Below are 24,101 nucleotides of genomic sequence, written 5' to 3'. Positions count from 1 at the left end.
TATTAATTCTTCATCCATCATGATCCCGCCCACATGCTGGGGTCGACTCCGCGGCGGCGGCCAAGGGCCGGAAAGGACGACGAGCGCGATGACGAACACGGCCGGGACCGAGGCCAGGGGCTGGCTCGCCCGCACCCGCGCCACCCTGCGGGACGTGGCGGCGGACCGGCGCATGGCCCTGATGCTGGTGCTCGGCTTCGGCGCCGGGTTGCCGATCCTGCTGGTCTTCGCCACCCTGTCGGCCTGGCTGCGCAGCGCCGGCATCGAGCGCTCGAGCATCGGGCTCCTCAGCTACGTCTCGCTCGCCTACACGCTGAAATTCCTCTGGGCCCCCGTCATCGACCGGGTCGACCTGCCGGTGCTGTCGCGGCTCCTCGGCCGGCGCCGGGCCTGGATGCTGCTCTCGCAACTCGCCGTGGCGGCGGGCCTGATCGCGATGAGCCGGGGCGATCCGGCGGGGGCGCTCGGCTACACGGTGGTCTGCGCCCTCGTCATCGCCTTCGCCTCGGCGACGCAGGACATCGTGGTCGACGGCTGGCGCATCGATTCCGCCCCGACCGAGCGGCAGGGCATGATGCTGGCCGCCTACCAGCTCGGCTACAGCCTGGCGCGGATCTGCGCGGGGGCGGGCGCGCTGTTCGTCGCCGACGCCTTCGGCTGGGCACCGGCCTATGGCAGCATGGCGCTCCTGATGGTGCTCGCCGTCGCCGGCACGCTCGCGGCGCCCAAGGTGCCGGGGCGCGATCCCGGGCCGCGGCGCGGCTGGCGCAACTCCTTGCGCGAGGCGGTGGTCGATCCCTTCGCGGATCTCATGCGCCGCAAGGGCTCGGGGCTGGTGCTGATCCTCGCCCTCATCACCGTCTACCGCCTGCCCGACATCGTGTCGGGCATCATGGCGAACCCGCTCTACATCGACATGAAGTTCTCCCTCTCGGAGATCGCCACGGTCTCGAAGGTGTACGGCGTCTGGGTCGGCATCGCCGGGGCCTTCGCGGGGGGCATCGCGGTGAGCCGGCTCGGGCTCTACCCGGCGCTGCTGATCGGCGGCATCGCGGCCTCGGCCTCGAACCTGATGTTCGCCTGGCTGGCGCTCGCCGGCCACGACCTGCCGCTGCTCGTCGCCAGCATCAGCATCGACAACTTCGCCGGCGCCTTCGCCGGCACGGCGCTGATCGCCTACATGTCGAGCCTGACCTCGCCGGCCTTCGCGGCGACGCAGTACGCGCTGCTCTCCTCGCTCTACGCCCTGCCGGGCAAGTTCGTCGGCGGCCTGTCGGGCTTCGCCGTCGAGTCCCTCGGCTACCCGGCCTTCTTCGTCATGACCGCCGCTGTCGGCATTCCGGTGACGCTTCTGTGCTTAGGGTTGCGGATGCTGCCCGGCGAGACCGAGCCGGCGCCGGCGGAGGAACTGCCGGCCCGGGCCTGAGCCCCGCGATCCGCCCCTTGCGGAACCTGCCCCCGGCGCCCCAGCTTTAATCCCGGCAAGCCGCCTGTTGTCCGCGAGGGAGCGCCCGTGTCCGAGATCGTCGCCGTCGAGCCCGCCCCGTCCTCCGTCCTGGTCGGGGCGCCGGAGCCGTTGAGCGCCGAGGACCGCGCCGCCCTGCGCCGGGCGGTCGCGGCCCTGGAGCGCCCGAGCCTCGCCGGCCGGCTCTCGGCCATGGCCGGCGCCCCCCTCGACCTCATCACCCGTGCCCTGCCGACCCCCGTGGTCGACGCCGTCGGCCACGCCACCGAGACGGCGATGCGCGGTGCGCTCCACGTGGCGCTCGCGACCCTGCCGAAGGCGGCCGACGCCCCGTCGGACGGCGCCTTGGCGCCGCTCGGCCCCGACGTCGCGCCGTCCTGGCGCACCCGGGCTATGGAACTGCTGGAGCGCTTCCCGCCGGGCGACCGCGGCCACAAGGCGCTGGCGGCGGTCTCGGGCGCCATCGGGGGCGCCTTCGGCCTCTCGACCCTCGCCGTCGAGCTGCCGCTCTCAACCACCCTGATGCTGCGCTCGATCGCCGAGATCGCCCAGCGCGAGGGCGAGGACCTGGCCGATCCGGAGGCCGCGCTCGCCTGCATGCAGGTCTTCGCGCTCGGCGGCCGCGGCTCGACCCAAGCCGACGGGGCGACCGGCAACGCGGCCGAGAGCGGCTACTTCGCGGTGCGCGGGGCGCTCGCCAAGGCGATGTCTGAGGCGGCCCGCTACGCCGCCGGCCGCGGCCTCCTCGACGAGAGCGCGCCGGCCCTGATGCGCTTTGCCGGCCAGGTCGGCGCCCGCTTCGGAGGCGTGGTGTCGCAGAAGCTCGCCGCCCAGGCTGTGCCGGTGCTCGGCGCCCTCGGGGGCGCGGCCGTCAACACCGCCTTCATGGACCACTTCCAGGCGATCGCCCGCGGCCATTTCGTCGTGCGGCGGCTGGAGCGCCGCTACGGCAAGGCGGTGGTGCGGGAGGCCTACGAGGCGGAGCGGGCCGTGCTTGGGACGGCATGAAGCCTTCTCCGACGAACCGGATACCGGTCCGTCACGGAAAATGCGACACAATCGAAGACCTAGAGCCGTGCCCGATCGCGACGTGATCGGGCGCTGCTCTAGACCCGTGCACCGTACCGACCCTTGAGCAGGGCATAGACGAGGCGCGCGGTCTGCACCTCGCCGCCCTCCGGCCGGCCGGGCTTCGTGCTCGGGTTCCAGCCGTAGAGATCGAGATGGACGTGGGCCTTCGCCGCCGGCGCGAAGCGGCGCAGGAACAGGGCCGCCGTCACCGCCCCCGCGAAGGGGCCGCCCGAGACGTTGTTGAGGTCGGCGACCTTCGAATCGAGCAGCGCGGCGTAGGGAGCCCAGAGCGGCATCCGCCAGACCGGATCGTGGACGGCAAGACCCGTGGCGGTCAGCTCGGCCGCCAGGCCATCGTCCTCGGTGAACAGGGCCGGCAGGTCGGGGCCGAGCGCCACCCGGGCCGCGCCGGTAAGCGTCGCGAAGTCGAAGACGAGCTCGGGGGATTCCTCGTCGGCGAGGCTCAGCGCGTCGGCGAGGATCAGCCGTCCCTCCGCGTCGGTGTTGCCGATCTCGACCGAGAGCCCGCGCCGGCTCGCCAGCACGTCGCCGGGGCGGAAGGCGTCGCCGGCGACGGCGTTCTCGACCGTCGGCACCAGCACCCGCAGGCGGATCGGGAGGTTTGCCCCCATCACCATCTCGGCGGCGGCGAGCGCCACCGCGGCGCCGGCCATGTCCTTCTTCATCAGCAGCATCGCGGCCGAGGGCTTGATGTCGAGCCCGCCGGTATCGAACACCACGCCCTTGCCGACGAGGGTGACGCGCGGCGCCTCCGGATCGCCCCAGGTCAGGTCGATCAGCCGCGGCGCCCGCGGCGAGGCCCGGCCGACCGCGGCGATGAGCGGGAAGCCCTGCTCCAGCGCCTCGCCGGAGATCACCGTGACGGCAGCGCCGAAGCGCCCGGCGAGCGCGCGGGATGCCGCTTCGATCTCCGCCGGGCCGAGGTCGTTCGCCGGCGTGTTGACGAGATCGCGACCCGCCGCCACCGCGTCGGCGATGCGGTCGATCTCGGCGGCGTCGACTCCCTCGGGGGCCACCAGCCGGGCCTTCGGCGCAGGCCGCTCGCGGTAGCGGGTAAAACGGTAGCAGGCGAGCCGCCAGGCGAGCGCCGCCAGCGCCGGATCGCCGGGAAAATCCTCGAGACGATAGACGCCCTCGGGCAGGGATTCGGGCAGGCGCCCGACCGCGAACGGATCGGCCCGGCCCCCGGCCTCGACCCCGAACAGCACTTGCGCCAGCGCCCCGTCCGGCCCCGGCAGCAGGGCGGTCCGGCCGGCCTTCGGCTCGAACCCGGAGGCCTTCGCGAAGGCGGCGGCGAGCGGCGGCAGCCCGGCCGCCACGGCCGGCCATCCGGCGGCGTCGACGCAGCGGATCGGGATGGCGTCCTTGGTCGCGGGCAGGAGCGTGGTCACGCGGGGCGATCCCTCTGTCGAAAGGCCGGAGGGGGAGCCAAGACGCGGCGCTTGTCAATGCTCGGGTCCGTGCTCGGGCCAGTCCCGGGAACCCCGACGGCCCTGCGGCGTCACCTCCGACCGGAACCCGAGAGGAGACCCGCATGGCCGAGGAGCAGAAGCCCATCAACCCGCTGGAGCGGCGCGAGACCATCGGCATCGAGGACGGCAGCCGCCACGACGGCGAGGCCGTGACCCCGAGCCGCCACGGCACCGGTACCGACCAGGGCGGGGCGAAGCCACCGCAGCCGGCTCCGAAGGCGACCCCGTCGGACACCCCGCAGCGTTAACGGGCGATTAGGGTTAACGACCTATCTCCAGGATCACGAGGGCCGTGGGAGCGGGTTGCCACATCCCAGGCCCGCCCCTGGAGTGGCCGATGCCCGCGACCGTCGAGACCCGTCCCGCCCGCTCGAATTCGCTTCGGCCCCTCGCCGTCGCCGGATTGGTGGCCCTGATGGTGTCGGGTTGCAACACGCGCGAGTCGCTCAGGTCCCTCACCGCCGGCGCGATCTCGCCCTTCACCACCGGGTCGATCGACGCCAGTACCCCGCCGGACACCGCCCGCCGCGACGTCGGGCGCCTCGCCGCGCGCTACGAGCGCGACCCGGCCGATATCGGCACGGCCATGGCCTACGCCCAGGCCCTGCGGGCGACCGACCAGGGCGTCCAGGCCGCGGCGGTGCTCCAGCAGACGGCTTTGCGCAACCCGAAGAACCCGGCGGTACTCGCCGCCTACGGGAAGAGCCTGGCGGAGGTCGGCCGCTTCGGCGAGGCGGCGGAGGTGCTGCGCAACGCCCACTCGCCGGCCAATCCCGACTGGCGCGTGCTCTCGGCGCAAGGGGCCGTGGCCGACCAGATGGGCGACCACGTCCAGGCCCAGCGCTACTACGAGGCGGCGCTCAGGATCGTGCCCGGCGAACCGGCGGTGCTGTCGAATCTCGGCCTGTCCTACGCGCTCGCCAAGCGCCTGCCCGAGGCGGAGGCGACCCTGCGCCAGGCCGGCGCCGATCCCCGCGCCGACGGGCGGGTGCGCCAGAACCTCGCCCTGGTCCTCGGCCTCCAGGGCCGCTTCGGCGAGGCCGAGCAGGTGCTGACCCGCGACCTCGGCCCGGCCCAGGCGGCGCAGAACGTGGCGGCGTTGCGGGTGTCGCTGGCCCGGCACGCGATGTCCCAGAACGCCGCCGGGAAGCCGGCGCGGGCCGCCGACAGGGCAGGCGGAGCGAAAGCGGCGCCTCCGCAGGTAGCGGCCTCGGCGATGTGACGGAGGGATCGCTCGATCCCCCACCACAAGCCCCCCTTTCCCGGACGACTGAGACGAAGGGCAGGGGGATCCGGGATCGAGGAGAGAAATGCCGCAAAGCGGCTCCGCGTTTTGCACCGATGCGGACAGGTATACGCTTCGCGACTTCTCGTGCTGGACCCCGGATCTTCTTCCGCTGGCGCTCCAGTCGTCCGGGACAGGGGGGAGCTTTAGGATGAGCGGCCCGGCCCTCACACCCCCGGCCAGGCCGGCCGAGCGATCCCGAGGTGGTCGCGCAGGGTCGTGCCCTCGTACTCGGTGCGAAACAGGCCGCGCTCCTGGAGGATCGGCACCACCTCGGCCACGAACTCGTCGAGGCCGCCGGGGAAGAAGGGCGGCATTACGTTGAAGCCGTCGGCCGCCTCCCCCTCGAACCACTCCTGCATCCGGTCGGCGATGTCGGTCGCGGTGCCGAGCACGATGTGGTGGCCGCGGCCCGCCGCGACGCGCAGGGCGAGCTGGCGGATCGTCAGGCCCTCGCGGCGGGCAAGCTCGGTCAGCAGCTCGGCGCGGCTCCGCAGCTGGTCGGAGAGCGGCAGGTCGGGCAGGGGCCCGTCGAGGTCGTAGCCGGCGAGCGAGTGGCCGATGCGCTCCTCCAGGAGCGGCATCGCGCTCGCGATCGGGGTCCAGCGGTCGAGCTCGCTCAGCTTCTCGCTCGCCTCCTTGAGGCTGCGCCCGACCACCGGCAGGAAGCCCGGCATCACCGCGACCGAGTTCGGATCGCGGCCGAAGCCCGCGACGCGCGCCTTCAGGCTGCGGTAGAAGGCTTGCGCCTCGGGCAGGCTCGCTTGCGCGGTGAACACGATGTCGGCGGCCCGCGCCGCGAGGTCCTGGCCCGGGCCCGAGGAGCCGGCCTGGATCAGCACCGGGTGCCCTTGCGGCGAGCGCGGGATGTTGAGCGGCCCCTTGACCGAGTAATACTGGCCGGCGTGGTCGAGCATCCGCACCTTGGCCGGATCGGCGTAGATCCCGCGCTCCTTGTCCTTCGGGAAGGCATCGTCGGCCCAGCTGTCCCACAGGCCGCGCACCACGTCGACGAACTCTTCCGCGATGGCGTAGCGGGCGTCGTGCTCGGGGTGGCTCTTGGAAAAATTGTTGGCGGTGCGGGCGTAGGACGTCGTCACGATGTTCCAGGCCGCGCGGCCGTGGCTCAGGTGATCGACCGACGCGAAGGCGCGGGCGAGATGGTAGGGCTCGCCGTAGGTGGTCGAGGCCGTCGCCGCGAGGCCGATCCGCTCGGTCACCATGGCGAGCGCGCCGAGAAGCGTCAGGGGCTCGAACCGGGCGATCATCGAGGGGTGGGCGTCGACGCCGCTGGTCAGGCCGTCGGCGAGGAAGACCATGTCGAACTTCGCCGCTTCCGCCGTCCGCACCACCCGGCGCAGCAGGTCGAAGTTCTCGCTGCCCGATTCGGCGTCGGCGTGACGCCAGCCGGAGACGTGGTGGCCGGCGCCCTGGAGGAAGAGCCCGAGATGGATGCGGCGGGGGGCGGTCATGGTGGCGCCTTTCGGGATGTCAGGAGCGGCTCTGGCCGAGGAGGGCGAGGAGGCGGGCGAGGTCGGCTTCGTCATCCATCCGGGCGACGAGGCCCGGGATATCCGCGAAGGTTTCCGCCGCCCCGGTCGCGTCGCGAAACTTCGGCCGGGCATCGGTCAGGCCCGGCAGACCCTCGATCCGCCGTGTGGCTCGTCCGCCGTCCGTCAGGGTGATGTCGAGCACCACGAACCGCGTCGCCGGGTCTGAGGACAGGCGCGGCGCAGCGTCGTCGCGGCGGCGCGAGACGCGGGCGGCCAGCGCCGCGAGGTCCGGCCGCACCGGCCGCTCGTCGAAATGACCGATGCCGAGGGCGCCGTCGGTCAGCGCGGCGGCGAAGATGTATTCCGGGCTGAATCGCGCCTCGATGCCGGTGCCGGGCCGCGAGACGACGAGCGCCGCGTCGCCCCCGGGTGGGAAGGTGAGGGCGACCGCCTCGACCGCCGCCGGGCGCAAGTTCTCCTCGTTCCGAAGCGCTAGCGCCCCGACGGCGACCGGGTGGGCCGCGGTGCAGCACGGGAACGCCTTCAGGGTCAGGCCGGGCTTCAGGATCTGCCACGGCTCGCCAAAGCCGGGAAGCAGCCGCTCGGGCACCGCCGCGCCGAACCCGAAGGCGTCGAGGAAGCCGATCGGGCCGCCCAGGAAATCCGGCGCGCCGGAGAGGCCGGATTCCGCGAGGAGCGCCGCCGTCAGCCCGGCGCGGGCGGCAAGCCCGGCATGGAGCGGCTTGGCGTCATGGCCGAATTGCAGCCGCAGGCCGGCCGACTGCGTCGCCGCGAGGCCGAGCGCCATGGCGGTGGTCGCGGGGGAGAAGCGCAGCAGGTGGGCGACGGCGGCCGCGGCGCCAACCGTCCCGAGGGTCGCGGTGGCGTGGAAGCCGGTCTCGTAGTGGCGCGAGCCGAGGGCGAGGCCGAGGCGGGCCATCGCCTCCAGGCCGACGATGTACGCCGCGATGAGGTCGCGGGCGGCGACCGGGCGCGTGCCGGCGAGCGCGAGCAGGGCGGGGAGGATCACCACCGTCGGGTGGCCGCGCACGCTGGCATGCACGTCGTCGTAGTCGAGGACGTGGCCGGCATGCCCGTTGATCAGCGCGGCGGTGAACGGGTCGGCGCGCTCGCGCCGGCCGATCAGCACCGAGGGGCCGGTGCCGGCGCCCAAGGTCCCGGCCAGGATCGCGGTCGAGCGGTCGTCGGCGCCGCCGAGCGCGCAGGCGAGGAGATCGAGGATCGCGAGCCGCGCCGCTTCCATCGCCTCGGCAGAGGGAGTGGAGCGGGCGATCGCGGCGGCAAAGTCGTGAGTGAGCGCGGTGGTCATCGAGTCAGATCCCTTCGCCGGGCTGCACCGCCTCGCGGGCGCCGAGGCCGCGCACGAACTGGCGGATGCGCGGGTTCTGCGAGCGGTGGAAGATCTGGTCGGGCGGGCCGGCCTCGACGATGCGGCCGTTCTCGGTAAACACGATCCGGTCGCTGATCTCCTCGGCAAAGCGCATCTCGTGGGTGACGAGGAGGCTGGTCATGCCCTCGCGCACCAGCCCGCGGATCACCGCCAGCACCTCGCCGACCGTCTCGGGATCGAGGGCCGAGGTCACCTCGTCGAACAGCACCAGGTCCGGCCGCATCGCGAGCGCCCGCGCGATGGCGACCCGCTGCTGCTGCCCGCCCGAGAGCTGGCCCGGATAGGACGCGACCTTGTCGGAGAGCCGCACCCGGTCGAGCAGCTCGCGGGCGTGGCGCTCGGCCTCCGCCCGCTTCTCCTTGAGGATGCGGATCGGCGCGATGGTGATGTTGTCGAGCACCGTGAGGTGGGGAAACAGGTTGTACTGCTGGAACACGATGCCGATGCGCTTGCGTAAGCCGATGCGCTCGGATTCGCTGCGCAGGGCATCGACCCGGACGCCGTTGACGGTGATCTTGCCCGAACTCGGCGCCAGCAGCGCGTTGATGCAGCGCAGGATCGTCGACTTGCCCGAGCCCGACGGGCCGATGATCGACACCGCCTCGCCGCGGGCGACGCTCAGGTCGATGCCCTTCAGAACCTCGTTCTGCCCGAAGCTCAGATGCACGTCCTCGAGGGTGACGAGGGGGGTGGATGACGCGGTCATGCGGGTCCCTATCGGGCGAGGCGCCGCTCGAGCCGCTGCGTGAGGCGCGAGACCGGGTAGCAGAACAGGAAGAAGGCGAAGAGCACCGTCACGTAGGTCAGCACCGTGAAGTCGGTGCGGCTCACAGCCGTGCTGGCGTCGGTGGCGGCGTGAAGCAGTTCGTGCACGCCGACGAGGGAAGCGAGCGCCGTGCCCATGCAGATCGAGGCGGCGAGGTTCATCCACGGCGGCAGCGCCCGGCGCAGGCACTGCGGCAGGATGATGAAGCGCAGGGCCTCGATCCGCGAGAAGCCCAGTCCCTTGGCGGCGTCCCATTGCGGCGTCGGGATCGACTGGAGCGCGCCGCGGGTGATCTCGGCGGTGTGGGCGCTCGCCGGGATCGCGAGCCCGATCACCGCCTTCACCCAGTCGGGGAACGGGATGTAGTGGCCGAACGCCACGATCTCGAACGGGAAGATGTAGGTGGTGGCGAAGATCAGCACGAGGTGCGGGGCGTTGCGGAACACCTGCACGTAGGCGACGGCCGGCGCCCGCACGAGCCGCGCGTGGCTGAGCTCCAGCGCCCCGAGGATGATGCCGGCGAGCGTGCCGAGCAGCATCGCGAGCCCGCCGATGAGGATGTTCATCGCGAATCCACGGGCGAGGTAGGGCAGCCATTCCAGGAGAAGCCGCGCCAGCGACGGATCGAGGGCGAGCCACAGCGCGACCGCGGCCGCGACGAGGCCGGCCATGACGAGCGGCGCGATGGAGGCCCGGGCGGGCCGCGCGCCCGCCGTCACTGCCCGAACCCCGGCACGGCGAGCCTGCGCTCGACCAGTGCGCCGATCCGCGCCACCGCGAGGTTGATGGCGCTGAAGAACACCAGGAGCACAAGCATCAATTCGACGACGTTGTCGCGCTGGGTCCAGATCATCAGCGAGGCGTAGGTGATCTCGTTGATCGCGACGGCGTAGCCGATCGTCGTCAGCTTCACTAGGTTGACGAGGTTGTTGACGATCGCCGGGAGCGCGGTGCGCAAAGCCAGCGGCAGCTCCACCACCCGCAGCACCTCGAGCCGCGAGAAGCCGAGGCCCTTGGCCGCCTCGATCGTGGTGGCCGGCACCGCCTCGATACCGCCGCGCAGCGCCTCGGCGTGCAGGGCCGCGACGTGCAGGCTCACCACCGCGACGAGCCAGAAATACGCGCCGAGCGGGTTGTTCTGCGCCCCCCCCAGCGCCTGCGAGATCAGCATGTTGACCACGAGCACCGTGAACATCAGCTGGACCAGCGTCGGCGTGTTGCGGGTCAGCTCGACATAGGCCCGCGCCGGCCCGGCGAGCCAGGGCCGGTCCGAGGTGAGCGCGGCCGCGAGCGCGACGCCGCCCGCGATGCTGAGCGGGATGGTGAGGGCGACGAGGACGAGCGTCGTCGCCATCCCGTCGAGCCACATCCGCACCTCGAACGGGCTCGTCAGGAAGTCGAAGTTGAGCCCGACCCGGGCCGCCAGGGCGATGAAGCCCCGGACCGCGTCCTGCATCGTACCGACGCCCCCGCTCACTTCCCCGCCGCGAGCCGCTTCTGCTGCTCCTCGATGAAGGCCGTGTTCAGCAGCCGGTTGGCCTTGGCGATCTCCAGGAGCTTGCCGGAAGCAATCAGCTCGCGCAGGGCCTTGTCGAGGGCGGCGGAGGTGTCCTTCTCGCCCTTGCGGATCCACACCACCGAATCGGCCGGCACGATCTCGGTGGGGATCAGGATGGCGTAGTCCTTCCACTCCTCGGCCCGGTCCTGAAGCATCAGGCCGAGGGTGGCCCCGGTATGGACCGCGACGACGCAGGTGCCGCCCTTGAGCGCGAGGACCGATTCCGGCTGGCTCGGCAGGCCCTTCACCACCGCGCCGTACTCCTCGATCAGCGGCTGGGTGAAGTTCGAGCCCTGCGAGACGCAGACCGGCTTGCCCTTCAGGTCGGCCCAGTCCTTGATCCCGCTGTCCTTGCGGCCGAGCGCGGCGCCGCCGGCGCGGTCGAACACGGTCGGGGGAAAGTCCATGATCTTCGCCCGGTCCTCGGTGACCTGCATGTTGGCGAGCAGCGCGTCGACCTTGCCCTGTTGCAGGAACTGCACCCGGTTCGGCGGCGTGACCGTGACCGTCTCCAGAGCCACGCCCAGCTTCTCGGCCAGCGCCCGGGCGAGGTCGACGTTGAAGCCCTTCTGCTCCTGGGTCTTCGGGTCGATGTAGCCGAACGGCGCTCCCGACAGGATGACGCCGACGGTGAATTTGCCCTTGGCCTTGATGCGGTCGAGCGTGGCGTCGGCGCGCGCCGCCGGAAACCCGGCGAGCAGGGCGGCGAGGAGGGCGGCGGCGCGCAGAGGGGTCTTGCGGATCATTCGGTGTCTCGCGGCGTCTCGGGCGCCGGGCGGCGCCCTGCCGGGCCATGGCGGCCCCCGGTCTGCCCGCGGCATACCCGAATGCCGTTAGAGTTTGTAGGGCGTGGCGGCCGTCCGGGCCGTTATCCCCTGGCGCGGCCCGTCACGCCGGCGGGGCCGTCCACACCGCGTCGCGCACGGTGATCGCCCGCGGGATCAGGCCGAGGCGGTGGAAGCGGTCGGCGGTGGCCTGCTGGCCGGCCAGGATCTTGTCGGTCAGCGGGCGGACGGCGAATTGCGTGCGGTCGGCGACCACCGTCTGGATCGGGAGCGGGATGCCGGTGACCTCGGCCAGCGCCTGCGCCACAAGCGGACGGTGCGCTTCCGCCCAGGCCGCGCCCTGCTCCAGCGCCCGCAGGGCCGCGCCGATCACCGCCGGGTAGGCTTGCGCGAAGGTCCGGTTGGCCAGGAAGTAGCCGGAGACGTCGAGGACCTGGCCCGAGGTGACGAGCACCCGGGTCGCGTCGCGCGCCTGCGCGACGGCGAAGAACGGATCCCAGATCGCCCAGGCCTCGACGCTGCCGCCGGTGAAGGCGGAGCCGGCATCGGCCGGCGAGAGGTAGACGGGCGTGATGTCGGTGAAGCTCAGGCCCGCCTTCTCCAGGGCGGCGACCAGGAGGTTGTGCGAGGAGGTGCCGCGCGCCACCGCCACCTTGCGGCCCTTGAGGTCCGCGACCGTGCGGATCGGCGAGGCCTCCTTGACGAGGATCGCCTCGCCCTCGCCGGAGGGCGCCGCGGCCGCCGTGTAGACGAGGTTGCCGCCCGCGGCCTGCGAGAAGATCGGCGGCGCGTCGCCGGTATAGCCGAAATCGATGCTGCCGGCATTGAGCGCTTCCAGCAGCGGTGGGCCGGCCTGGAACTCGAACCAGCGCACCTTCACGCCGCGCTCAGAAAGCTGCTTCTCGATCAGCTGCTGCTGGCGGGTGACGACGATCAGGCCGACCTTCTGGTAGCCGACGCGGAATTCCTTCGGGGCGGCCTCCGCGGCGCGGGCCGGCCCGGTCGCGAGCGCGCCGGCCGTCATCAGCCCCGCGAGGACGGAGCGGCGTGTCGGATTCATCGTGTCGACTCCAGCAGAGGTGATCCGGCTCCGCGCAGCAATCGTCGTGGGCAGAGCCGGAAGTCCATGGAAGGTCTCACCTTGCCGTGGCAGCGTCAATGAACGGGAAAACCAAACTGTCGCGGTTGAAGAAACCTGAATTCTCGCGTCGAGGTTGGCGAAAGAATTTCCTTCTTCGTCGGTTTCTGCGCCGTGCGGGGGGGAGCCCGCGCCCTTTCCTTGCCCCAGACGGCACTACGGCCGTGAGGGGAGAGGCGACGGTCGCTTCGCCTTATCCCTCACCGTCCCGGGCCGTCTCCGGCCGGCATCGTGACGGGAGGACGTGTCGCGCCGCGTTGCCCCCTCCGCCATCCCCCGCCATGATCCGCGTCGCCAACCGCCCAGGCGCGAACCGGGGCGCCGCCGGAGGAATCACCCTTGCACCGCGTGCTCTACGAACTCGCCGCCGCCGATCCGGACCGGCGCTTCAGCCCGTTCTGCTGGCGCAGCCGCCTCGCCCTGGAGCACAAGGGTCTCGTCTTCGAGGGCCGGCCGTGGCGCTTCACCGAGCGGGACGCGCTCGCCTTCTCGGGCTCGGACAAGGTGCCGGTGCTGGTCGAGGACGGGCGGGCCATCGCCGAATCGTCCGTCATCGCCGCACATCTCGAATCGGCCTATCCGGACCGGCCGTCGCTGTTCGGCGGTGCGGCAGGGCTGGCGCTGACCCGGTTTCACGTCGCCTGGACCGATCAGGTGCTGCACCCCGCCCTGGTGCCGCTGCTGCTCCTCGACATCCACCGCCACCTGGACGCGGACGACCAAGCCTATTTCCGGCAGAGCCGCGAGGCCCGGTTCGGCAAGCCCCTGGAGGCGGTCTGTCCCGATCCGGAGGCGCAGCGCGCGGCCTTTCGAAAGACCCTGGCGCCGGTCCGCGCGGTGCTGCGGGCGCAAGCCTTCCTCGGCGGCGAGGGCCCGCTCTACGCTGACCACGTGGTGATGGGCGCCTTCCTGTGGGCCCGCGGCGTCAGCGCGCTGGCACTGCTCGAGCCCGACGATCCGGTCGAAGCGTGGCGCCGGCGGATGCTGGAGCGGATGGGGGAGGGCTCGCGGGCGCTGGCCTTCGGCTGAGGCGAACTGCCTGTGGACCCCGGCTCCGGGCGCGGATCGGGGCCCGGACTCCCGTGTTACGAGTCGGGCCTTCGCAGGGAGCCGAGATGACGATCAGCGTCGAGATGGGGGTGGCGGGCGGCCGGCCGGCCGCCCTCGACCTGGAGGAGCTGCTGGCGACGCGCCTCCTGGTCCAGGGCAATTCCGGCTCGGGCAAGTCGCACCTCCTGCGCCGCCTCCTGGAGCAGAGCGCGCCGCACGTGCAGCAGGTGGTGATCGATCCCGAGGGCGATTTCGTCACCCTGGCCGACGCCCACGGCCACGTGGTGGTGGAGGGCGATCACGGCGAGGCCGACCTCCAGCGCATCGCCGCCCGGGTGCGCGCGCACCGCGTCTCGGTGGTGCTGACGCTCGAGAGCCTCGACGTCGAGGCGCAGATGCGCGCCGCCGCGGCCTTCCTCGGCGGCCTGTTCGAGGCCGAGCGCGACCACTGGTACCCGGTGCTGGTGGTGGTCGACGAGGCGCAGCTCTTCGCCCCGGCCGCCGCCGGCGAGGTCTCGGACGAGGCCCGCAAGGCCTCGCTCGGCGCGATGACCAACCTGATGTGCCGCGGCCGCAAGCGGGGCCTGGCCGGCATCATCGCGACGCAGCGCCTGGCCAAGCTCGCCAAGAACGTCGCGGCGGAAGCCTCGAACTTCCTGATGGGCCGCACCTTCCTGGACATCGACATGGCGCGGGCCGCCGACCTGCTCGGCCTCGAGCGGCGCCAGGCCGAGAGCTTTCGCGACCTGGAGCGCGGCCACTTCATCGCCCTCGGCCCCGCCCTGTCGAAGCGCCCGCTGCCGATCGCCATCGGGCCGGTCGCGACCTCGGCCCGTTCGTCGAGCCCCAAGCTCGTGCCGCTGCCGAGCCCGGCCGCCGGCGACGATCTTCGCGAGCTGATCCTGACGCCGTCCGGGAACGAGCCGGTCTGGACGCCGGCACCCCGCCCGGCCCCGACCCCGCGGGCGAGCCCGACCGACCTGTTGCAGCAGCTCGCCCAGTACCGCCCGCCGGAACCGGTCGAGGCCGCGCCCAGCATGAGCGAGGCGGAGCGGGATGCGGCGCTCGCCGAGATCCTGCGCGAGATCGCCGCCGATCCGGACGCCGCCCACCATCCGATCGCCGTGCTCTACCAGGATTTCCTGGTGCGCTGCCGGATGCGCCGGCTGCCGGGCGAGGCCCTCGATCTCGGCCGCTTCCGCCGGCGGCTTGCCATCGCGCGGGCCGGCGTCGACGGCGAGGCGGCGGAGGGCGAGGAGGCCGACGCCGTGATGGCGGCCTGCGCCGGCCTGCCCGAGGAGGTGCAGGGCCTGTTCCTGCTGCTGGCGCGGGCCGCCCGCTCCGGGGCGCCGTGCCCCTCCGACGACGCGCTCGCCCGCGCCATCGGCTCGCGCTCGCCGGGCCGGGCGCGGCGGCTGCTCGCCTATGTCGAGAGCCGCGGCGCCGCGGTCTGCCGCACCGATTTCCGCGGCAACCGCGTCGTCGCCCTGCCGGCGCTCGGCTGCGAGACCGCTCCGGGCAACCCGAAGGGCGGCGCGGAGGAGCCCGCCGGCCTGTTCGCCGCGGAGTAAGCGGGTCAGACCCGCGCGGCGACCTGGAGGCCGGCGGGGACCAGCTCGCCCCGGCGCGCGAAGGCGAGGCCGGCGAGCAGCCCGAGCAGCACCAGGGCGGGCAGTGCCATCGCCACTGGGTCGCCGGCGCGCAGGTGGCTGAAGGCCGCCCCGACCATCACGGCGGCGAGCAGGAGCGCGCCATGGGCCACGGTGCCGCGCCGCCACAGCAGGGCGGCGCTGAGAAGCTGCGCCGCCCCCACCGCGTACATGAACCACAGCGGGTAGCCGAAGCGCGCGAAGCCCGCGACCTCGAACGGCACCGCGGCGAACTTCATGCCGGCGGCCGTCACGAAGACGGCGGTGAGCAGGCCGCGCAGCAGCAGGCCGCCGAAGCGCGGCCCCGTCGATGTCGATGTCATGGTCCAGGATCCCGCTTGATCGTCGTTGGTCCGGCCCTGCGGCCGCGACGCCGGACTAGCGAAGCGGGATTGCGTCGTGATTGCGTGCCGTGTGTCGTCGCGGCGAGGGTGGTCTCGTCCCTATCGCTCCCCGCGTCGACGCGCCTACACCACCCGCAACAGCACGTGCTTCTTGCGCCCGAAGGACAGCTTCACCACGCCCTCCGGGGTGACGTCGCCGGCACCGATCACCGCGCGCTCGTCGGTGACGGGCGCGTCGTTGACCTTCAGCCCGCCGCTCTTCACCTGGCGTCGCGCCTCGCTGGTCGAGGGCACCAGCGCCGCGTGCTCGGGCCCGAAGGCCGAGAGCACGCCGAGCCCCGTCTCGATCACGGCGCGCGACACCTCGACGGTGGGCAGGCTCTGCGCCAGCGCGCCCTCCTCGAAGGTGCGCCGCGCCGTCTCGGCGGCGGCCTCCGCGGCCTCGCGGCCGTGCAGCAGGGCGCATGCCTCGGTGGCCAGCACCTTCTTCGCCTCGTTGATCTCCTGGCCGCCGAGCCCTTCGAGGCGCGCCACCTCGTCGAGCGGCATCAGGGTGAACAGGCGCAGGAAGCGGCCGACATCGGCGTCCTCGGTGTTGCGCCAGAACTGCCAGTAATCGTACGGGCTCAGCATGTCCGGGTTGAGCCAGACCGCGCCCGAGGCGGTCTTGCCCATCTTGGCGCCGGAGGCCGTCGTCATCAGCGGGCAGGTCAGGGCGTGGAGCTGGGGCGTGCCGAGGCGCCGGCCGAGGTCGATGCCGGTGACGATGTTGCCCCACTGGTCCGAGCCGCCCATCTGCAGCGTCACGCCGTAGCGCCGGTTCAGCTCGGCGAAGTCGTAGGCCTGCAGGATCATGTAGTTGAATTCGAGGAACGACAGCTCCTGGTCGCGCTCCAGCCGCAGCCGCACGCTGTCCATCGACAGCATCCGGTTGACCGAGAAGTGCCGGCCGATGTCGCGCAGCATCTCGATGTAGTTGAGCGTGGTCAGCCACTCGGCGTTGTCGGCCATCAGCGCGGCGTTGGCGCCGGCGCCGAAATCGAGGAAGCGCGAGAAGGTCTTGCCGATCTCGGCCTTGTTCGACTCGATCTGGTCGAGCGTCAGGATCTTGCGGGTCTCGTCGCGGCCGGACGGATCGCCGACGCGCGTCGTGCCGCCGCCCATCAGCGCCACCGGCTTGCCGCCGGTCGCCTGGAGCCAGTGCAGCATCATGATCGAGAGCAGGTGGCCGATATGCAGCGACGGCGCCGTGCAATCGTAGCCGACATAGGCCGTCAGCCGGCCCTCGCGGGCGGCGTCGTCCACGCCCGAAAAGTCGGAGCATTGGTGGACGTAGCCGCGCTCCATGAGGATGCGCAGGAAGTCGGAACGCGGCGCGAAGTCGGTGGGCGCGGCCATGGAACTCTCGATCGGTCTCGTGAAAGGCGGTGGCGCGACAGCGCGGCGCCGCCATGCTAGCTCCGTCGGATTCGGAACGGGTCGGTCCATAGCAAAGCCGGCCCGGAAACGCACGGGGGCTAATTGGAATGGCGATGCGGCGCGCGATCGGGCTGATGAGCGGCACCTCCCTCGACGGCGTCGACGTCGCGCTGATCGAGACCGACGGCGAGACGATCCGGGTCGAGCGCAGCCAGAACGGCTATCTCGAGCCGCTCGGCCCGACCGGCTACCGCGCCTATTCCGACGACGACCGGGCGCTCCTGCGCCAGGCCCTCGTCGATGCCGAGGCCGTCACCGAGCGCAGCGAACGCCCGGGCTGCTTAGGACAAGCCGAGGAGCTGGTGACGCGCCTTCACGCCGAGGCGGTCGAGAATTTCCTCTCCGAGAACGGCCTGACCCCCGCCGACATCGACGTGATCGGCTTCCACGGCCAGACCGTGGTGCACCGGCCCGACCAGAAGATGAGCGTGCAGATCGGCGACGGCCAGGCGCTCAGCCGCCGCCTCGGCATCAAGGTGGTGTCGGACCTGCGCAACGCCGACATCGAGGCCGGCGGGCAGGGGGCGCCGCTGGTGCCGGTGTTCCACCGGGCGCTGGCGCAGGCCTCGGGCTTCACCGACAGCCTCGGCATCCTCAACATCGGTGGGGTGGCGAACGCGACGCTCATCGCCCGGGACGGCCGGATCCTCGCCTTCGACACCGGCCCGGGCAACGCGCTCATCGACGACTGGATGCGCGAGCGCACCGGCCACGCCCTCGACGACAACGGCCGCACCGCGGCCCGCGGCCGGCCCGACGAGCCGCTGCTCGCCTGGCTGCTGATCCACCCGTTCTTCTCGCGCAGGCCCCCGAAGTCGCTTGACCGGAACTGGTTCTCGCACAAGCTCGCCGGCCAGCTCTCGACCGAGGACGGCGCCGCGACGCTCACCGCCTTCACCGCCCGGGCGGTCGCCCGTGCCCTCGACCACGCCTCCGACCCGCCGACCCGCTGGATCGTCGCCGGCGGCGGCGCCCGCAACGGCGAGCTGCTGCGCCAGCTCAACTACTACCTGCGCGCCGAGATCACGACGGCCGACGCCATCGGCTGGTCCTCTGCCTTCCTCGAAGCCCAGGCCTTCGCCTATCTGGCGGTGCGGTCGCTGGAAGGCCTGCCGATCACCTTCCCGTCGACGACCGGCGTGAGCCGGGCGATCACCGGCGGGGTGCTGGCACGGCCCGAGGCATAGGGGATCGGTTCACCGCGACGGCACCCATTGCCGCGACAGCGCGTAGAGCCGGTGCCCGAACGACCAGGTGCGCAGGAACCGTTTCGCGTAGCGCACCGGATCGTCGACGAGGCGGCAATGGCGCCGCAAGATGTCGCGCGCGGCCTCCCCGTCGCCGACATCGAGGAGCTGGCGGGCGTATTCGAGCATCAGGAAGTTGCGGTAGCGGCCGGCGGAGCGCACGAGGCGGGCCGGCACCGCGCCGTGGCGCAGGAGGGCGGTCAGCGTCCGGTCGAAGGGCGGCGGCAGCGGGCGCTTGCGCATCTGGCTCGCGAGCACGCTGGTCGGATGGCCGTCGCGGTAGACCGCACTCGGCTCCTGGACATAGCGGAAGGCGCCTTCCAGGGCGAGGCGACAGAACGTGTCGATATCGCCCCCCATCGCGGCACCGACCGGGAAGAGACCCGCGCGCCGCAGGGTCGCGCGCTCGACCAGCACCGCACTCGGGTGGACGGCGTAAGGGGAGTTCGCGAGCGCGAAGGCGAAGAAGTCGTCGGTGCGCTGGGACGGGACGCTGGCCGGCACCACCGGCGCGACGCGGCTGGCGAGCAGGTAGTTGCTGAACACGACGACCGCGTCGCCCTGCTGCGCCGCCGCAACCAGATTCTCGAGATGGCCGGCCGCCCAGAGGTCGTCGGCGTCCAGGAAGGCGATCCAGTCCGTCCGGGCCTCGGCGACGCCGCGGTTGCGCGCCGCCGCCTCTCCGCCGTTGGGCTGGCGCACCAGGCGGATCCTCGGGTCGGAGAACGAAGCCACGACGTCGCCGCCGCCGTCGGTCGAGCCGTCATCGACGACGATCAGCTCGAAATGCGGGTGGGTCTGGCGGAGCACCGCCGCGATGGTCTCGGCGATCACGTCCGCCTTCTGGTAGAGCGGGATTACGACGGAGACCGAAGCGGATGGGTTGAACGAGGCCATGGCGGGAGTCCGGGCTGGGTGCGTCCCGTTCTTGCTTAGCAGGGGCGCCCCGGCCCGGGAGCCGCGCCTTCCGGTGCTGGCCGGCACCGGCCGAGGGCGGAGACCCCTACGGCGAAGGGGGAGGGCTACCGCGAGGAGGGTAGTCCCGGTCGGGCACGGAGAACTGGGATACCCGCACCAGCCTTCAAGGCCGGCCCCCCAATCTTGAGATTCTGGGACAAGAAATTGGGACGCTGCGGCGTATGCGGCATCCGGCTTACGTGTTTGAACTAACGCCGTCGCTCACCTGCAACGGCACATGGACCATGAAGAGAAGCTCCTCGACGATCCCGGCCTGGCTGCGCCGCCGCGGCTACTCCGCGCGCGCGAAGCTGGCGATCGCCTCCGCCGTCGAACGCTCGGCTCGCCGGCGCGACGCGGCGGAGCCGGAGAGCCCGTGCCAGATCATCCCATTTCCGGTTCGCTCCCTGCCGGCCGCCCGGCCCGATAGGATCGGCGGCGCCTACACGCAGCAGGCCGGCACCGCCGGCATGTGAGAGCCTGTTCGACCTGATCGACAGTAGTCATAGGCTCCTGGTCATTCCGGTCTCCGCTGCGCGGCCCCGGAATGACCAGGTTGGTTTAAAATCTGTACGGACCGATCATACAAGCTCTCAGACTTGAGCAAGGCCGGCTCCCCTGGGCCTTGTCGGAAGGATGGCGGGCGCCGTCGCCGGGACGGTAACGGGCACGTCGCCAGGCCCAGCCTCCGATTCGGGTAAGGGGCGGTCAGGCCCGCACCGCCGCCGGGACCCACCCTACGCCGTTCGCGCCGCCACGGATCGTCCCGGGGTGCACAATCGCCGCGCGACCTGCACCTTCCGGGGACTGGCCGACCGCGCACGCGGCCGATTGGCGAGGCTGGCAGCGCCGATGCTGCCCGATAGCCTTTCACTCCATGCGAGATGCGGGGAGTGATCATGCCAGCCATCGACGTCCTGGTTCCGTGCTACAACTATGGCCGCTTCCTCCCCGACGCCGTCCACAGCATCCTGTCGCAGGACGTCGACGGTTTGCGCGTGATGGTGATCGACGACGCCTCTACCGACGGCAGCGCCGCGGTCGCTCGGCGGCTGGCGGCGGAGGATCGCCGGGTGACGGTGCGCGTCCACGAGGCGAACCGGGGCCACATTGCGACCTACAACGAGGGGATCGCCGCCGCGGCCGGGGATTACTTCCTCCTGCTCAGCGCCGACGACCTGCTCACGCCCGGCGCCCTCGCCCGCGCGGTCGCGCTGATGGAGGCCGAGCCCGGCGTGGCGATGACGCATGGGCACGAACTGATGCTGTCGCCCGGCATCGATCCGAACGATCTCCCGCGCGCCGCGGACGGGCCCGCGGAGTGGCTGATCGCTTCCGGCGATGCGATGATCGAGGTGCTGTGCAGCCTGGCCAGGAACGTCGTCGGCACCGGGACGGCGGTTGTCCGGACCTCGGCCCAGAAGCGCGCCGGGCCCTACCGCGCCGACCTGCCGCATGCGGGCGACCTCGAGATGTGGCTGCGCATCGCACGCCAAGGCGACGTCGCCGTCACCCGGACCGCACAGGCGATCCGGCGAATGCACGGGTCGAACATGTCGGTCGGCTACACCGCCGTGGCGACCCGCGACTTGCACCAGCGCCGCGACGCGTTCGACAGCTTCTTTGCGACCGACGCCGCGGACGATCCCAACCGGATCCGCCTGCGGCGCCTCGCCCGCACGCGCCTCGCGGAATCGGTCTTCTGCTGGGGCGCGGCGCTCCTGCGCAAAGGTGAGTTCGGGCACGGGCTGACACTCCTCACCACGTCCCTGGCGCTCGCGCCCTCCGTGCCCCTCGACACGCTGGTCACGCGCTTCCGTAAAGGCGAGGCGCCCTTCCGTGCGCGTCGGCCGCGGGTCGAAGCGGGCGGCGAGGTGCGCGAGTCCCGGCCTCCGGCCGCCCCGGCGCGGCCGACGCGCGATCCGGTCCCGGGCCTCTCGCACCTCGTCGTGGCCTCCCGACTTCCCGAGCAGGGCACGCTCGTCTTCGATCATCTGCGCTACCTCGTGCGGATCGGCGCGCGACCGGGGCTCGTCCTCGATACGCCGGCCGGGGCCGAGCCGGCGGCGCTGCCCGCCGGGGTCGCTGTTCTGGCCGGTGACGAGATCCACGGGGCGGTGTCGGCGCGAGACTGGACGGTCCTGGCCGACCTGGTCGCGCGGAGCGGCGCCCGCAACCTCCACGTGATGGATGCGCACGAGGCCTGGGCCGGGATGCCGCGCGGCGCGCTCGGTACCGCGCAGGTATTCGGCCTCCTCCTCGACGATGGGACGCCTGCCCCGGAGCGCGTCCACGGCCTTGGCCGAGCCGCCGCGGCCTTCGCGGGCGTCCTGTCGAACCGTCTCGACGCGCTCAACCTGATCCGCATCGTCCATCGGGTGCCGTCGGCGCGGCTCCACCTTGCCTACCTGCCGGGACTGGCGGCCCCGCCCGTCCCGCTGCCCGGGCGGGCGCCGATGACGGTCGCGCGCCTCGCCGGCTCCACCGCCCCACGGCTTTTCGAAGCTCTCGCCGGATCCCTACCGCACCTCGAGGTCGACGTTGCCGGACAGGCGGGCTTGTTCCGAGAGAAGGCCGCGGATGCCGTGATCCTGAAACGGGCGGCGTGACGGCTGGCCCGCGGCACCGGTTCGTCCGGGAGCGCGCGGTCCGTGGCGAGGGAGCGATCCGTCCCGCTTCCCGACGGCGCGACCCGCAATTTTCGCGAGCGCGCCAGGGTTGTCGCCGGCGGCGCGCCCGGGGCGGAGCCGGGTTTCCGCAGCGCGGGAGACGGACGGTCTTCCCGCCGCGGAATGTCTTGGTGCGCTTCACGATCGCGCTGCAATCGCGAAGCTCTCCAGGTCTTTGACCGTGCGGGTTTTCTGCGACGAAACGGTATCCACTTCGTCGGAAAATGCTCTAGCCGCCCGGATGCACGAACAGCGTGTCGAACTCGCCCGGCTCGTAGTGGCGGCCGGTGATGTCGGTGATGACGATCCACTCGTGACCGTCCGCCGCGAGTTCGTCTGCCTTCTCCAGCGCCGCCTCCGGTGAGGAGCGCTGGTACGAGAGGTGCCCGTCCGGGGTGTGGGCCGTCACGACGAGATGCATGGCTCTCCTTGCTTGCTCGGGAAGCCATACTACAGGAACATGCCTCGGGGGGCGAGTCGGAACGGCCACGCTCGCGCGGCGGGCCGACCGTCGCGCTGTCCTGCCCCACCGTCACGGAGCGGCCGCACTCCGGCGCTAGAGGGCGGACCTCGCCGCTCCCCCTGGAGGCTCACCGATGCCCGTCCTGTTCGCCGCAGCCTCGTGCCTCGCCCTCGGGATCGCCCTGGTGGTGCTCCTCGGGCTCAGCGCCTGACCGTCACAGGAGCGCGCGCGCCGCCTCGGACACCTTGCGGATCGAGGTGTCGACCTCGTCGGCCGAGCCGGTGATCCGCTCCATGTTGCGGCGCACCGAGGCGACGCTGCGGGCGGCGTCCTGCATGTTGGCCGACATGTCGCGGGTCACGGCGGCCTGCTGGGTGATGGCGGTCGAGACCCCGACCGAGATCTCGCTGACGGTGCCGATCGCCTTGACGATCGCCTCGATCGCCGCGACCGCCCCGGAGGTCGCGCCCTGCACCGCGTCGATCTGGGTGCCGATCTCCTGCGTCGCCCGAGCCGACTGGCCGGCGAGCGCCTTGACCTCGGCGGCGACCACCGCGAAGCCGCGGCCGGCCTGACCGGCGCGCGCCGCCTCGATGGTGGCGTTGAGCGCGAGCAGGTTGGTCTGGTCGGCGATCGAGCGGATCAGCGATACCGCCTCGCCGATCCGGTCGGCGGCCTGCGTCAGGCTCGCGACGATGCCGCCAGCATCCTGGGCCTTGCGCACCGCCGTGTCGGAGGCGGTGCGGGCATCCTCGGCGTGGCGGCCGAGCTCGGCGATCGAGGCGGCGAATTCCTCGGTGCCGGCGGCCACCGCCTCGACGTTGCCGGAGGTCTGGGCCGTCTGCATGGTGGTGGCGCGGGCCTGCTGCGAGACCTCCGAGACCGCGACCGTGATCGCCGCGATATCCGCCTCGATCGCGCGCTGGCCGGCGCTGCGGCGCTGGCGATCGAGCACGGCCTGGGTGATGTCGGTGGCGAACTTCACCACCGCGCAGGGCCTGCCGTCGAGGTCGAGCACCGGGTGGTAGGCGCCGAAGATCCACACCTCGCCGCCGCCCTTGGCGACGCGGTGGAACTCGCCGGCCTGGTGGCGGCCGGCGGCGAGATCTTGCCAGAACGCGGCGTAGGCGGCGCTCGCCCGCTCGCCCTCGGGGACGAACAGGCCGTGGTGGCGTCCCACCACCTCGTCGCGGGTGTAGCCCATCACGCCGAGGAAGATGGCGTTGGCCTCGGTGATGATCCCGTCGGGCGTGAAGTGGATCACCGCCTGCGAGCGGTCGAGGGCGGCGATCTGGCCGGCGAGGTACGCGTCGTGCTCCTTGCGGGCGGTGATGTCGGAGGCGAGCTTGACGATCCGCACCACGCGGCCGCGCCGGTCGAGCACCGGGTTGTAGGAAGCCTGGATCCAGATCGAGCGGCCGTCCTTGGCGATGCGCCGGAAATCCCGGGTCTCGAACCGCCCCTCCCGCAATCCCTGCCAGAACGCGGCGTAGTCCGCGCCCTCCCGCTCTCCCGGCGGCATCAGCATCCTGTGATGCTGACCGCGGAGCTCGGCCAGGCGGTAGCCGGTCAGGCCGAGGAAGCAGGCATTCGCATCCAGGATCGTCCCGGACGGGTCGAACTCGATCCGGGCCTGCGACCGGTCGACGGCCGCGAGCAGGGCAGCGTGGCTCGATGGGAGAAGGGGCAAGGGGGCGGTCTCTCGCAGCGTTTGCCGAGAACCGTGCTCCCGAATTCTTATTGGAAAATGAAGGAAATCGTTCCCTCATCCTTATATA

Annotated in this window: 22 protein-coding genes; 9 read left to right on the top strand and 13 right to left on the bottom strand. The window is 72.0% G+C overall.

Translation table 11 applies throughout. From position 1 onward, the window contains the following. The first annotated feature begins 88 nt into the window (after positions 1–88). Positions 89–1,426: an AmpG family muropeptide MFS transporter gene (locus ACS5PV_RS07050; protein ID WP_455394632.1), complete on the top strand. Its 1,338-nt coding sequence runs from the start codon at positions 89–91 to the stop codon at positions 1,424–1,426. A gap of 87 nt (positions 1,427–1,513) precedes the next feature. Continuing rightward, the gene (locus ACS5PV_RS07045; RefSeq protein WP_455394631.1) at positions 1,514–2,473 is read left to right on the top strand and encodes an EcsC family protein; all 960 of its coding nucleotides are present in this window, start codon (positions 1,514–1,516) and stop codon (positions 2,471–2,473) included. A 98-nt stretch (positions 2,474–2,571) separates the two neighbouring features. On the opposite strand, the gene ACS5PV_RS07040 is transcribed toward ACS5PV_RS07045, so the two are convergent. Next, positions 2,572–3,948, bottom strand: coding sequence for a leucyl aminopeptidase family protein (locus ACS5PV_RS07040; RefSeq protein ID WP_455394630.1), 1,377 nt, complete (start codon positions 3,946–3,948; stop codon positions 2,572–2,574). Positions 3,949–4,091: 143 nt separating this feature from the next. Between ACS5PV_RS07040 and ACS5PV_RS07035 the strand changes: the two genes are divergently transcribed. Together ACS5PV_RS07035 and ACS5PV_RS07030 are read left to right on the top strand one after the other, a co-directional pair. Further along, the gene (locus tag ACS5PV_RS07035) at positions 4,092–4,277 is read left to right on the top strand and encodes a hypothetical protein (RefSeq protein WP_455394629.1); all 186 of its coding nucleotides are present in this window, start codon (positions 4,092–4,094) and stop codon (positions 4,275–4,277) included. An 89-nt stretch (positions 4,278–4,366) separates the two neighbouring features. Continuing rightward, on the top strand, positions 4,367–5,251 hold the full coding sequence (locus tag ACS5PV_RS07030) for a tetratricopeptide repeat protein (RefSeq protein WP_455394628.1): 885 nt from the start codon (positions 4,367–4,369) through the stop codon (positions 5,249–5,251). Positions 5,252–5,481: 230 nt separating this feature from the next. On the opposite strand, the gene ACS5PV_RS07025 is transcribed toward ACS5PV_RS07030, so the two are convergent. The 7 genes from ACS5PV_RS07025 to ACS5PV_RS06995 all read right to left on the bottom strand — a co-directional run bounded on the left by ACS5PV_RS07025 (position 5,482) and on the right by ACS5PV_RS06995 (position 12,387). Then, positions 5,482–6,786, bottom strand: a complete 1,305-nt coding sequence (locus ACS5PV_RS07025; RefSeq protein ID WP_455394627.1) for an LLM class flavin-dependent oxidoreductase — start codon at positions 6,784–6,786, stop codon at positions 5,482–5,484. 19 nt (positions 6,787–6,805) lie between these two features. Continuing rightward, positions 6,806–8,137 (bottom strand): MmgE/PrpD family protein, encoded by a 1,332-nt coding sequence (locus tag ACS5PV_RS07020; RefSeq protein WP_455394626.1) that lies wholly within the window; start codon positions 8,135–8,137, stop codon positions 6,806–6,808. A 4-nt stretch (positions 8,138–8,141) separates the two neighbouring features. Continuing rightward, positions 8,142–8,924, bottom strand: a complete 783-nt coding sequence (locus tag ACS5PV_RS07015; protein ID WP_455394625.1) for an amino acid ABC transporter ATP-binding protein — start codon at positions 8,922–8,924, stop codon at positions 8,142–8,144. 8 nt (positions 8,925–8,932) lie between these two features. Next, a complete protein-coding gene (locus ACS5PV_RS07010; protein ID WP_455395002.1) occupies positions 8,933–9,655 on the bottom strand; it encodes an amino acid ABC transporter permease in 723 nt (240 codons plus the stop codon). Between the two features lie 44 nt (positions 9,656–9,699). After that, positions 9,700–10,440, bottom strand: coding sequence for an ABC transporter permease subunit (locus tag ACS5PV_RS07005; RefSeq protein WP_455394624.1), 741 nt, complete (start codon positions 10,438–10,440; stop codon positions 9,700–9,702). 17 nt (positions 10,441–10,457) lie between these two features. Further along, on the bottom strand, positions 10,458–11,288 hold the full coding sequence (locus ACS5PV_RS07000; RefSeq protein ID WP_455394623.1) for a transporter substrate-binding domain-containing protein: 831 nt from the start codon (positions 11,286–11,288) through the stop codon (positions 10,458–10,460). 142 nt (positions 11,289–11,430) lie between these two features. Then, positions 11,431–12,387: an aliphatic sulfonate ABC transporter substrate-binding protein gene (locus tag ACS5PV_RS06995; RefSeq protein ID WP_455394622.1), complete on the bottom strand. Its 957-nt coding sequence runs from the start codon at positions 12,385–12,387 to the stop codon at positions 11,431–11,433. A gap of 417 nt (positions 12,388–12,804) precedes the next feature. On the opposite strand from ACS5PV_RS06995, the gene ACS5PV_RS06990 reads away from it, so the two are divergent. Next, on the top strand, positions 12,805–13,494 hold the full coding sequence (locus ACS5PV_RS06990; protein ID WP_455394621.1) for a glutathione S-transferase family protein: 690 nt from the start codon (positions 12,805–12,807) through the stop codon (positions 13,492–13,494). An 86-nt stretch (positions 13,495–13,580) separates the two neighbouring features. Then, on the top strand, positions 13,581–15,086 hold the full coding sequence (locus ACS5PV_RS06985) for an ATP-binding protein (RefSeq protein WP_455394620.1): 1,506 nt from the start codon (positions 13,581–13,583) through the stop codon (positions 15,084–15,086). Between the two features lie 5 nt (positions 15,087–15,091). Here the strand turns inward: ACS5PV_RS06985 and ACS5PV_RS06980 are convergent, their stop codons facing one another. Together ACS5PV_RS06980 and tyrS are read right to left on the bottom strand one after the other, a co-directional pair. Continuing rightward, positions 15,092–15,487: a DoxX family protein gene (locus ACS5PV_RS06980; RefSeq protein ID WP_455394619.1), complete on the bottom strand. Its 396-nt coding sequence runs from the start codon at positions 15,485–15,487 to the stop codon at positions 15,092–15,094. A gap of 144 nt (positions 15,488–15,631) precedes the next feature. Next, positions 15,632–16,906 carry a tyrosine--tRNA ligase gene (gene tyrS / locus ACS5PV_RS06975; protein ID WP_455394618.1) on the bottom strand — a complete coding sequence of 425 codons (1,275 nt, stop codon included), beginning with the start codon at positions 16,904–16,906 and terminating at the stop codon, positions 15,632–15,634. 128 nt (positions 16,907–17,034) lie between these two features. On the opposite strand from tyrS, the gene ACS5PV_RS06970 reads away from it, so the two are divergent. Next, positions 17,035–18,174, top strand: coding sequence for an anhydro-N-acetylmuramic acid kinase (locus ACS5PV_RS06970; protein ID WP_455394617.1), 1,140 nt, complete (start codon positions 17,035–17,037; stop codon positions 18,172–18,174). Positions 18,175–18,183: 9 nt separating this feature from the next. On the opposite strand, the gene ACS5PV_RS06965 is transcribed toward ACS5PV_RS06970, so the two are convergent. After that, positions 18,184–19,131, bottom strand: coding sequence for a glycosyltransferase family 2 protein (locus ACS5PV_RS06965; RefSeq protein ID WP_455394616.1), 948 nt, complete (start codon positions 19,129–19,131; stop codon positions 18,184–18,186). Positions 19,132–19,436: 305 nt separating this feature from the next. Between ACS5PV_RS06965 and ACS5PV_RS06960 the strand changes: the two genes are divergently transcribed. Together ACS5PV_RS06960 and ACS5PV_RS06955 are read left to right on the top strand one after the other, a co-directional pair. Then, positions 19,437–19,667 carry a hypothetical protein gene (locus ACS5PV_RS06960; protein ID WP_455394615.1) on the top strand — a complete coding sequence of 77 codons (231 nt, stop codon included), beginning with the start codon at positions 19,437–19,439 and terminating at the stop codon, positions 19,665–19,667. A 423-nt stretch (positions 19,668–20,090) separates the two neighbouring features. Next, positions 20,091–21,800, top strand: a complete 1,710-nt coding sequence (locus tag ACS5PV_RS06955; protein ID WP_455394614.1) for a glycosyltransferase family 2 protein — start codon at positions 20,091–20,093, stop codon at positions 21,798–21,800. Positions 21,801–22,089: 289 nt separating this feature from the next. On the opposite strand, the gene ACS5PV_RS06950 is transcribed toward ACS5PV_RS06955, so the two are convergent. Both ACS5PV_RS06950 and ACS5PV_RS06945 read right to left on the bottom strand, forming a co-directional pair. Continuing rightward, positions 22,090–22,281 (bottom strand): hypothetical protein, encoded by a 192-nt coding sequence (locus ACS5PV_RS06950; protein ID WP_455394613.1) that lies wholly within the window; start codon positions 22,279–22,281, stop codon positions 22,090–22,092. A 256-nt stretch (positions 22,282–22,537) separates the two neighbouring features. After that, a complete protein-coding gene (locus ACS5PV_RS06945; RefSeq protein WP_455394612.1) occupies positions 22,538–24,013 on the bottom strand; it encodes a methyl-accepting chemotaxis protein in 1,476 nt (491 codons plus the stop codon). Between the last annotated feature and the right edge of the window lie 88 nt (positions 24,014–24,101).

It is taken from the genome of Methylobacterium sp. Gmos1 (assembly GCF_053764715.1).
This window is presented reverse-complemented; position numbering and strand designations above follow the sequence as displayed.

Excerpts from the sequence above, each read along its gene's own strand:
- ACS5PV_RS06950 (WP_455394613.1), bottom strand. The coding sequence starts at position 22,281 with ATGCATCTCGTCGTGACGGCCCACACCCCGGACGGGCACCTCTCGTAC.
- ACS5PV_RS07050 (WP_455394632.1), top strand. The coding sequence starts at position 89 with ATGACGAACACGGCCGGGACCGAGGCCAGGGGCTGGCTCGCCCGCACC.
- ACS5PV_RS06980 (WP_455394619.1), bottom strand. The coding sequence starts at position 15,487 with ATGACATCGACATCGACGGGGCCGCGCTTCGGCGGCCTGCTGCTGCGC.
- ACS5PV_RS07020 (WP_455394626.1), bottom strand. The coding sequence starts at position 8,137 with ATGACCACCGCGCTCACTCACGACTTTGCCGCCGCGATCGCCCGCTCC.
- ACS5PV_RS07030 (WP_455394628.1), top strand. The coding sequence starts at position 4,367 with ATGCCCGCGACCGTCGAGACCCGTCCCGCCCGCTCGAATTCGCTTCGG.
- ACS5PV_RS07025 (WP_455394627.1), bottom strand. The coding sequence starts at position 6,786 with ATGACCGCCCCCCGCCGCATCCATCTCGGGCTCTTCCTCCAGGGCGCC.
- ACS5PV_RS06970 (WP_455394617.1), top strand. The coding sequence starts at position 17,035 with ATGGCGATGCGGCGCGCGATCGGGCTGATGAGCGGCACCTCCCTCGAC.
- ACS5PV_RS06985 (WP_455394620.1), top strand. The coding sequence starts at position 13,581 with ATGACGATCAGCGTCGAGATGGGGGTGGCGGGCGGCCGGCCGGCCGCC.
- ACS5PV_RS07035 (WP_455394629.1), top strand. The coding sequence starts at position 4,092 with ATGGCCGAGGAGCAGAAGCCCATCAACCCGCTGGAGCGGCGCGAGACC.
- ACS5PV_RS06965 (WP_455394616.1), bottom strand. The coding sequence starts at position 19,131 with ATGGCCTCGTTCAACCCATCCGCTTCGGTCTCCGTCGTAATCCCGCTC.
- ACS5PV_RS07000 (WP_455394623.1), bottom strand. The coding sequence starts at position 11,288 with ATGATCCGCAAGACCCCTCTGCGCGCCGCCGCCCTCCTCGCCGCCCTG.
- ACS5PV_RS07005 (WP_455394624.1), bottom strand. The coding sequence starts at position 10,440 with ATGCAGGACGCGGTCCGGGGCTTCATCGCCCTGGCGGCCCGGGTCGGG.
- ACS5PV_RS06995 (WP_455394622.1), bottom strand. The coding sequence starts at position 12,387 with ATGAATCCGACACGCCGCTCCGTCCTCGCGGGGCTGATGACGGCCGGC.
- ACS5PV_RS06955 (WP_455394614.1), top strand. The coding sequence starts at position 20,091 with ATGCCAGCCATCGACGTCCTGGTTCCGTGCTACAACTATGGCCGCTTC.
- ACS5PV_RS07015 (WP_455394625.1), bottom strand. The coding sequence starts at position 8,924 with ATGACCGCGTCATCCACCCCCCTCGTCACCCTCGAGGACGTGCATCTG.
- tyrS (WP_455394618.1), bottom strand. The coding sequence starts at position 16,906 with ATGGCCGCGCCCACCGACTTCGCGCCGCGTTCCGACTTCCTGCGCATC.
- ACS5PV_RS06960 (WP_455394615.1), top strand. The coding sequence starts at position 19,437 with ATGAAGAGAAGCTCCTCGACGATCCCGGCCTGGCTGCGCCGCCGCGGC.
- ACS5PV_RS07010 (WP_455395002.1), bottom strand. The coding sequence starts at position 9,655 with ATGGCCGGCCTCGTCGCGGCCGCGGTCGCGCTGTGGCTCGCCCTCGAT.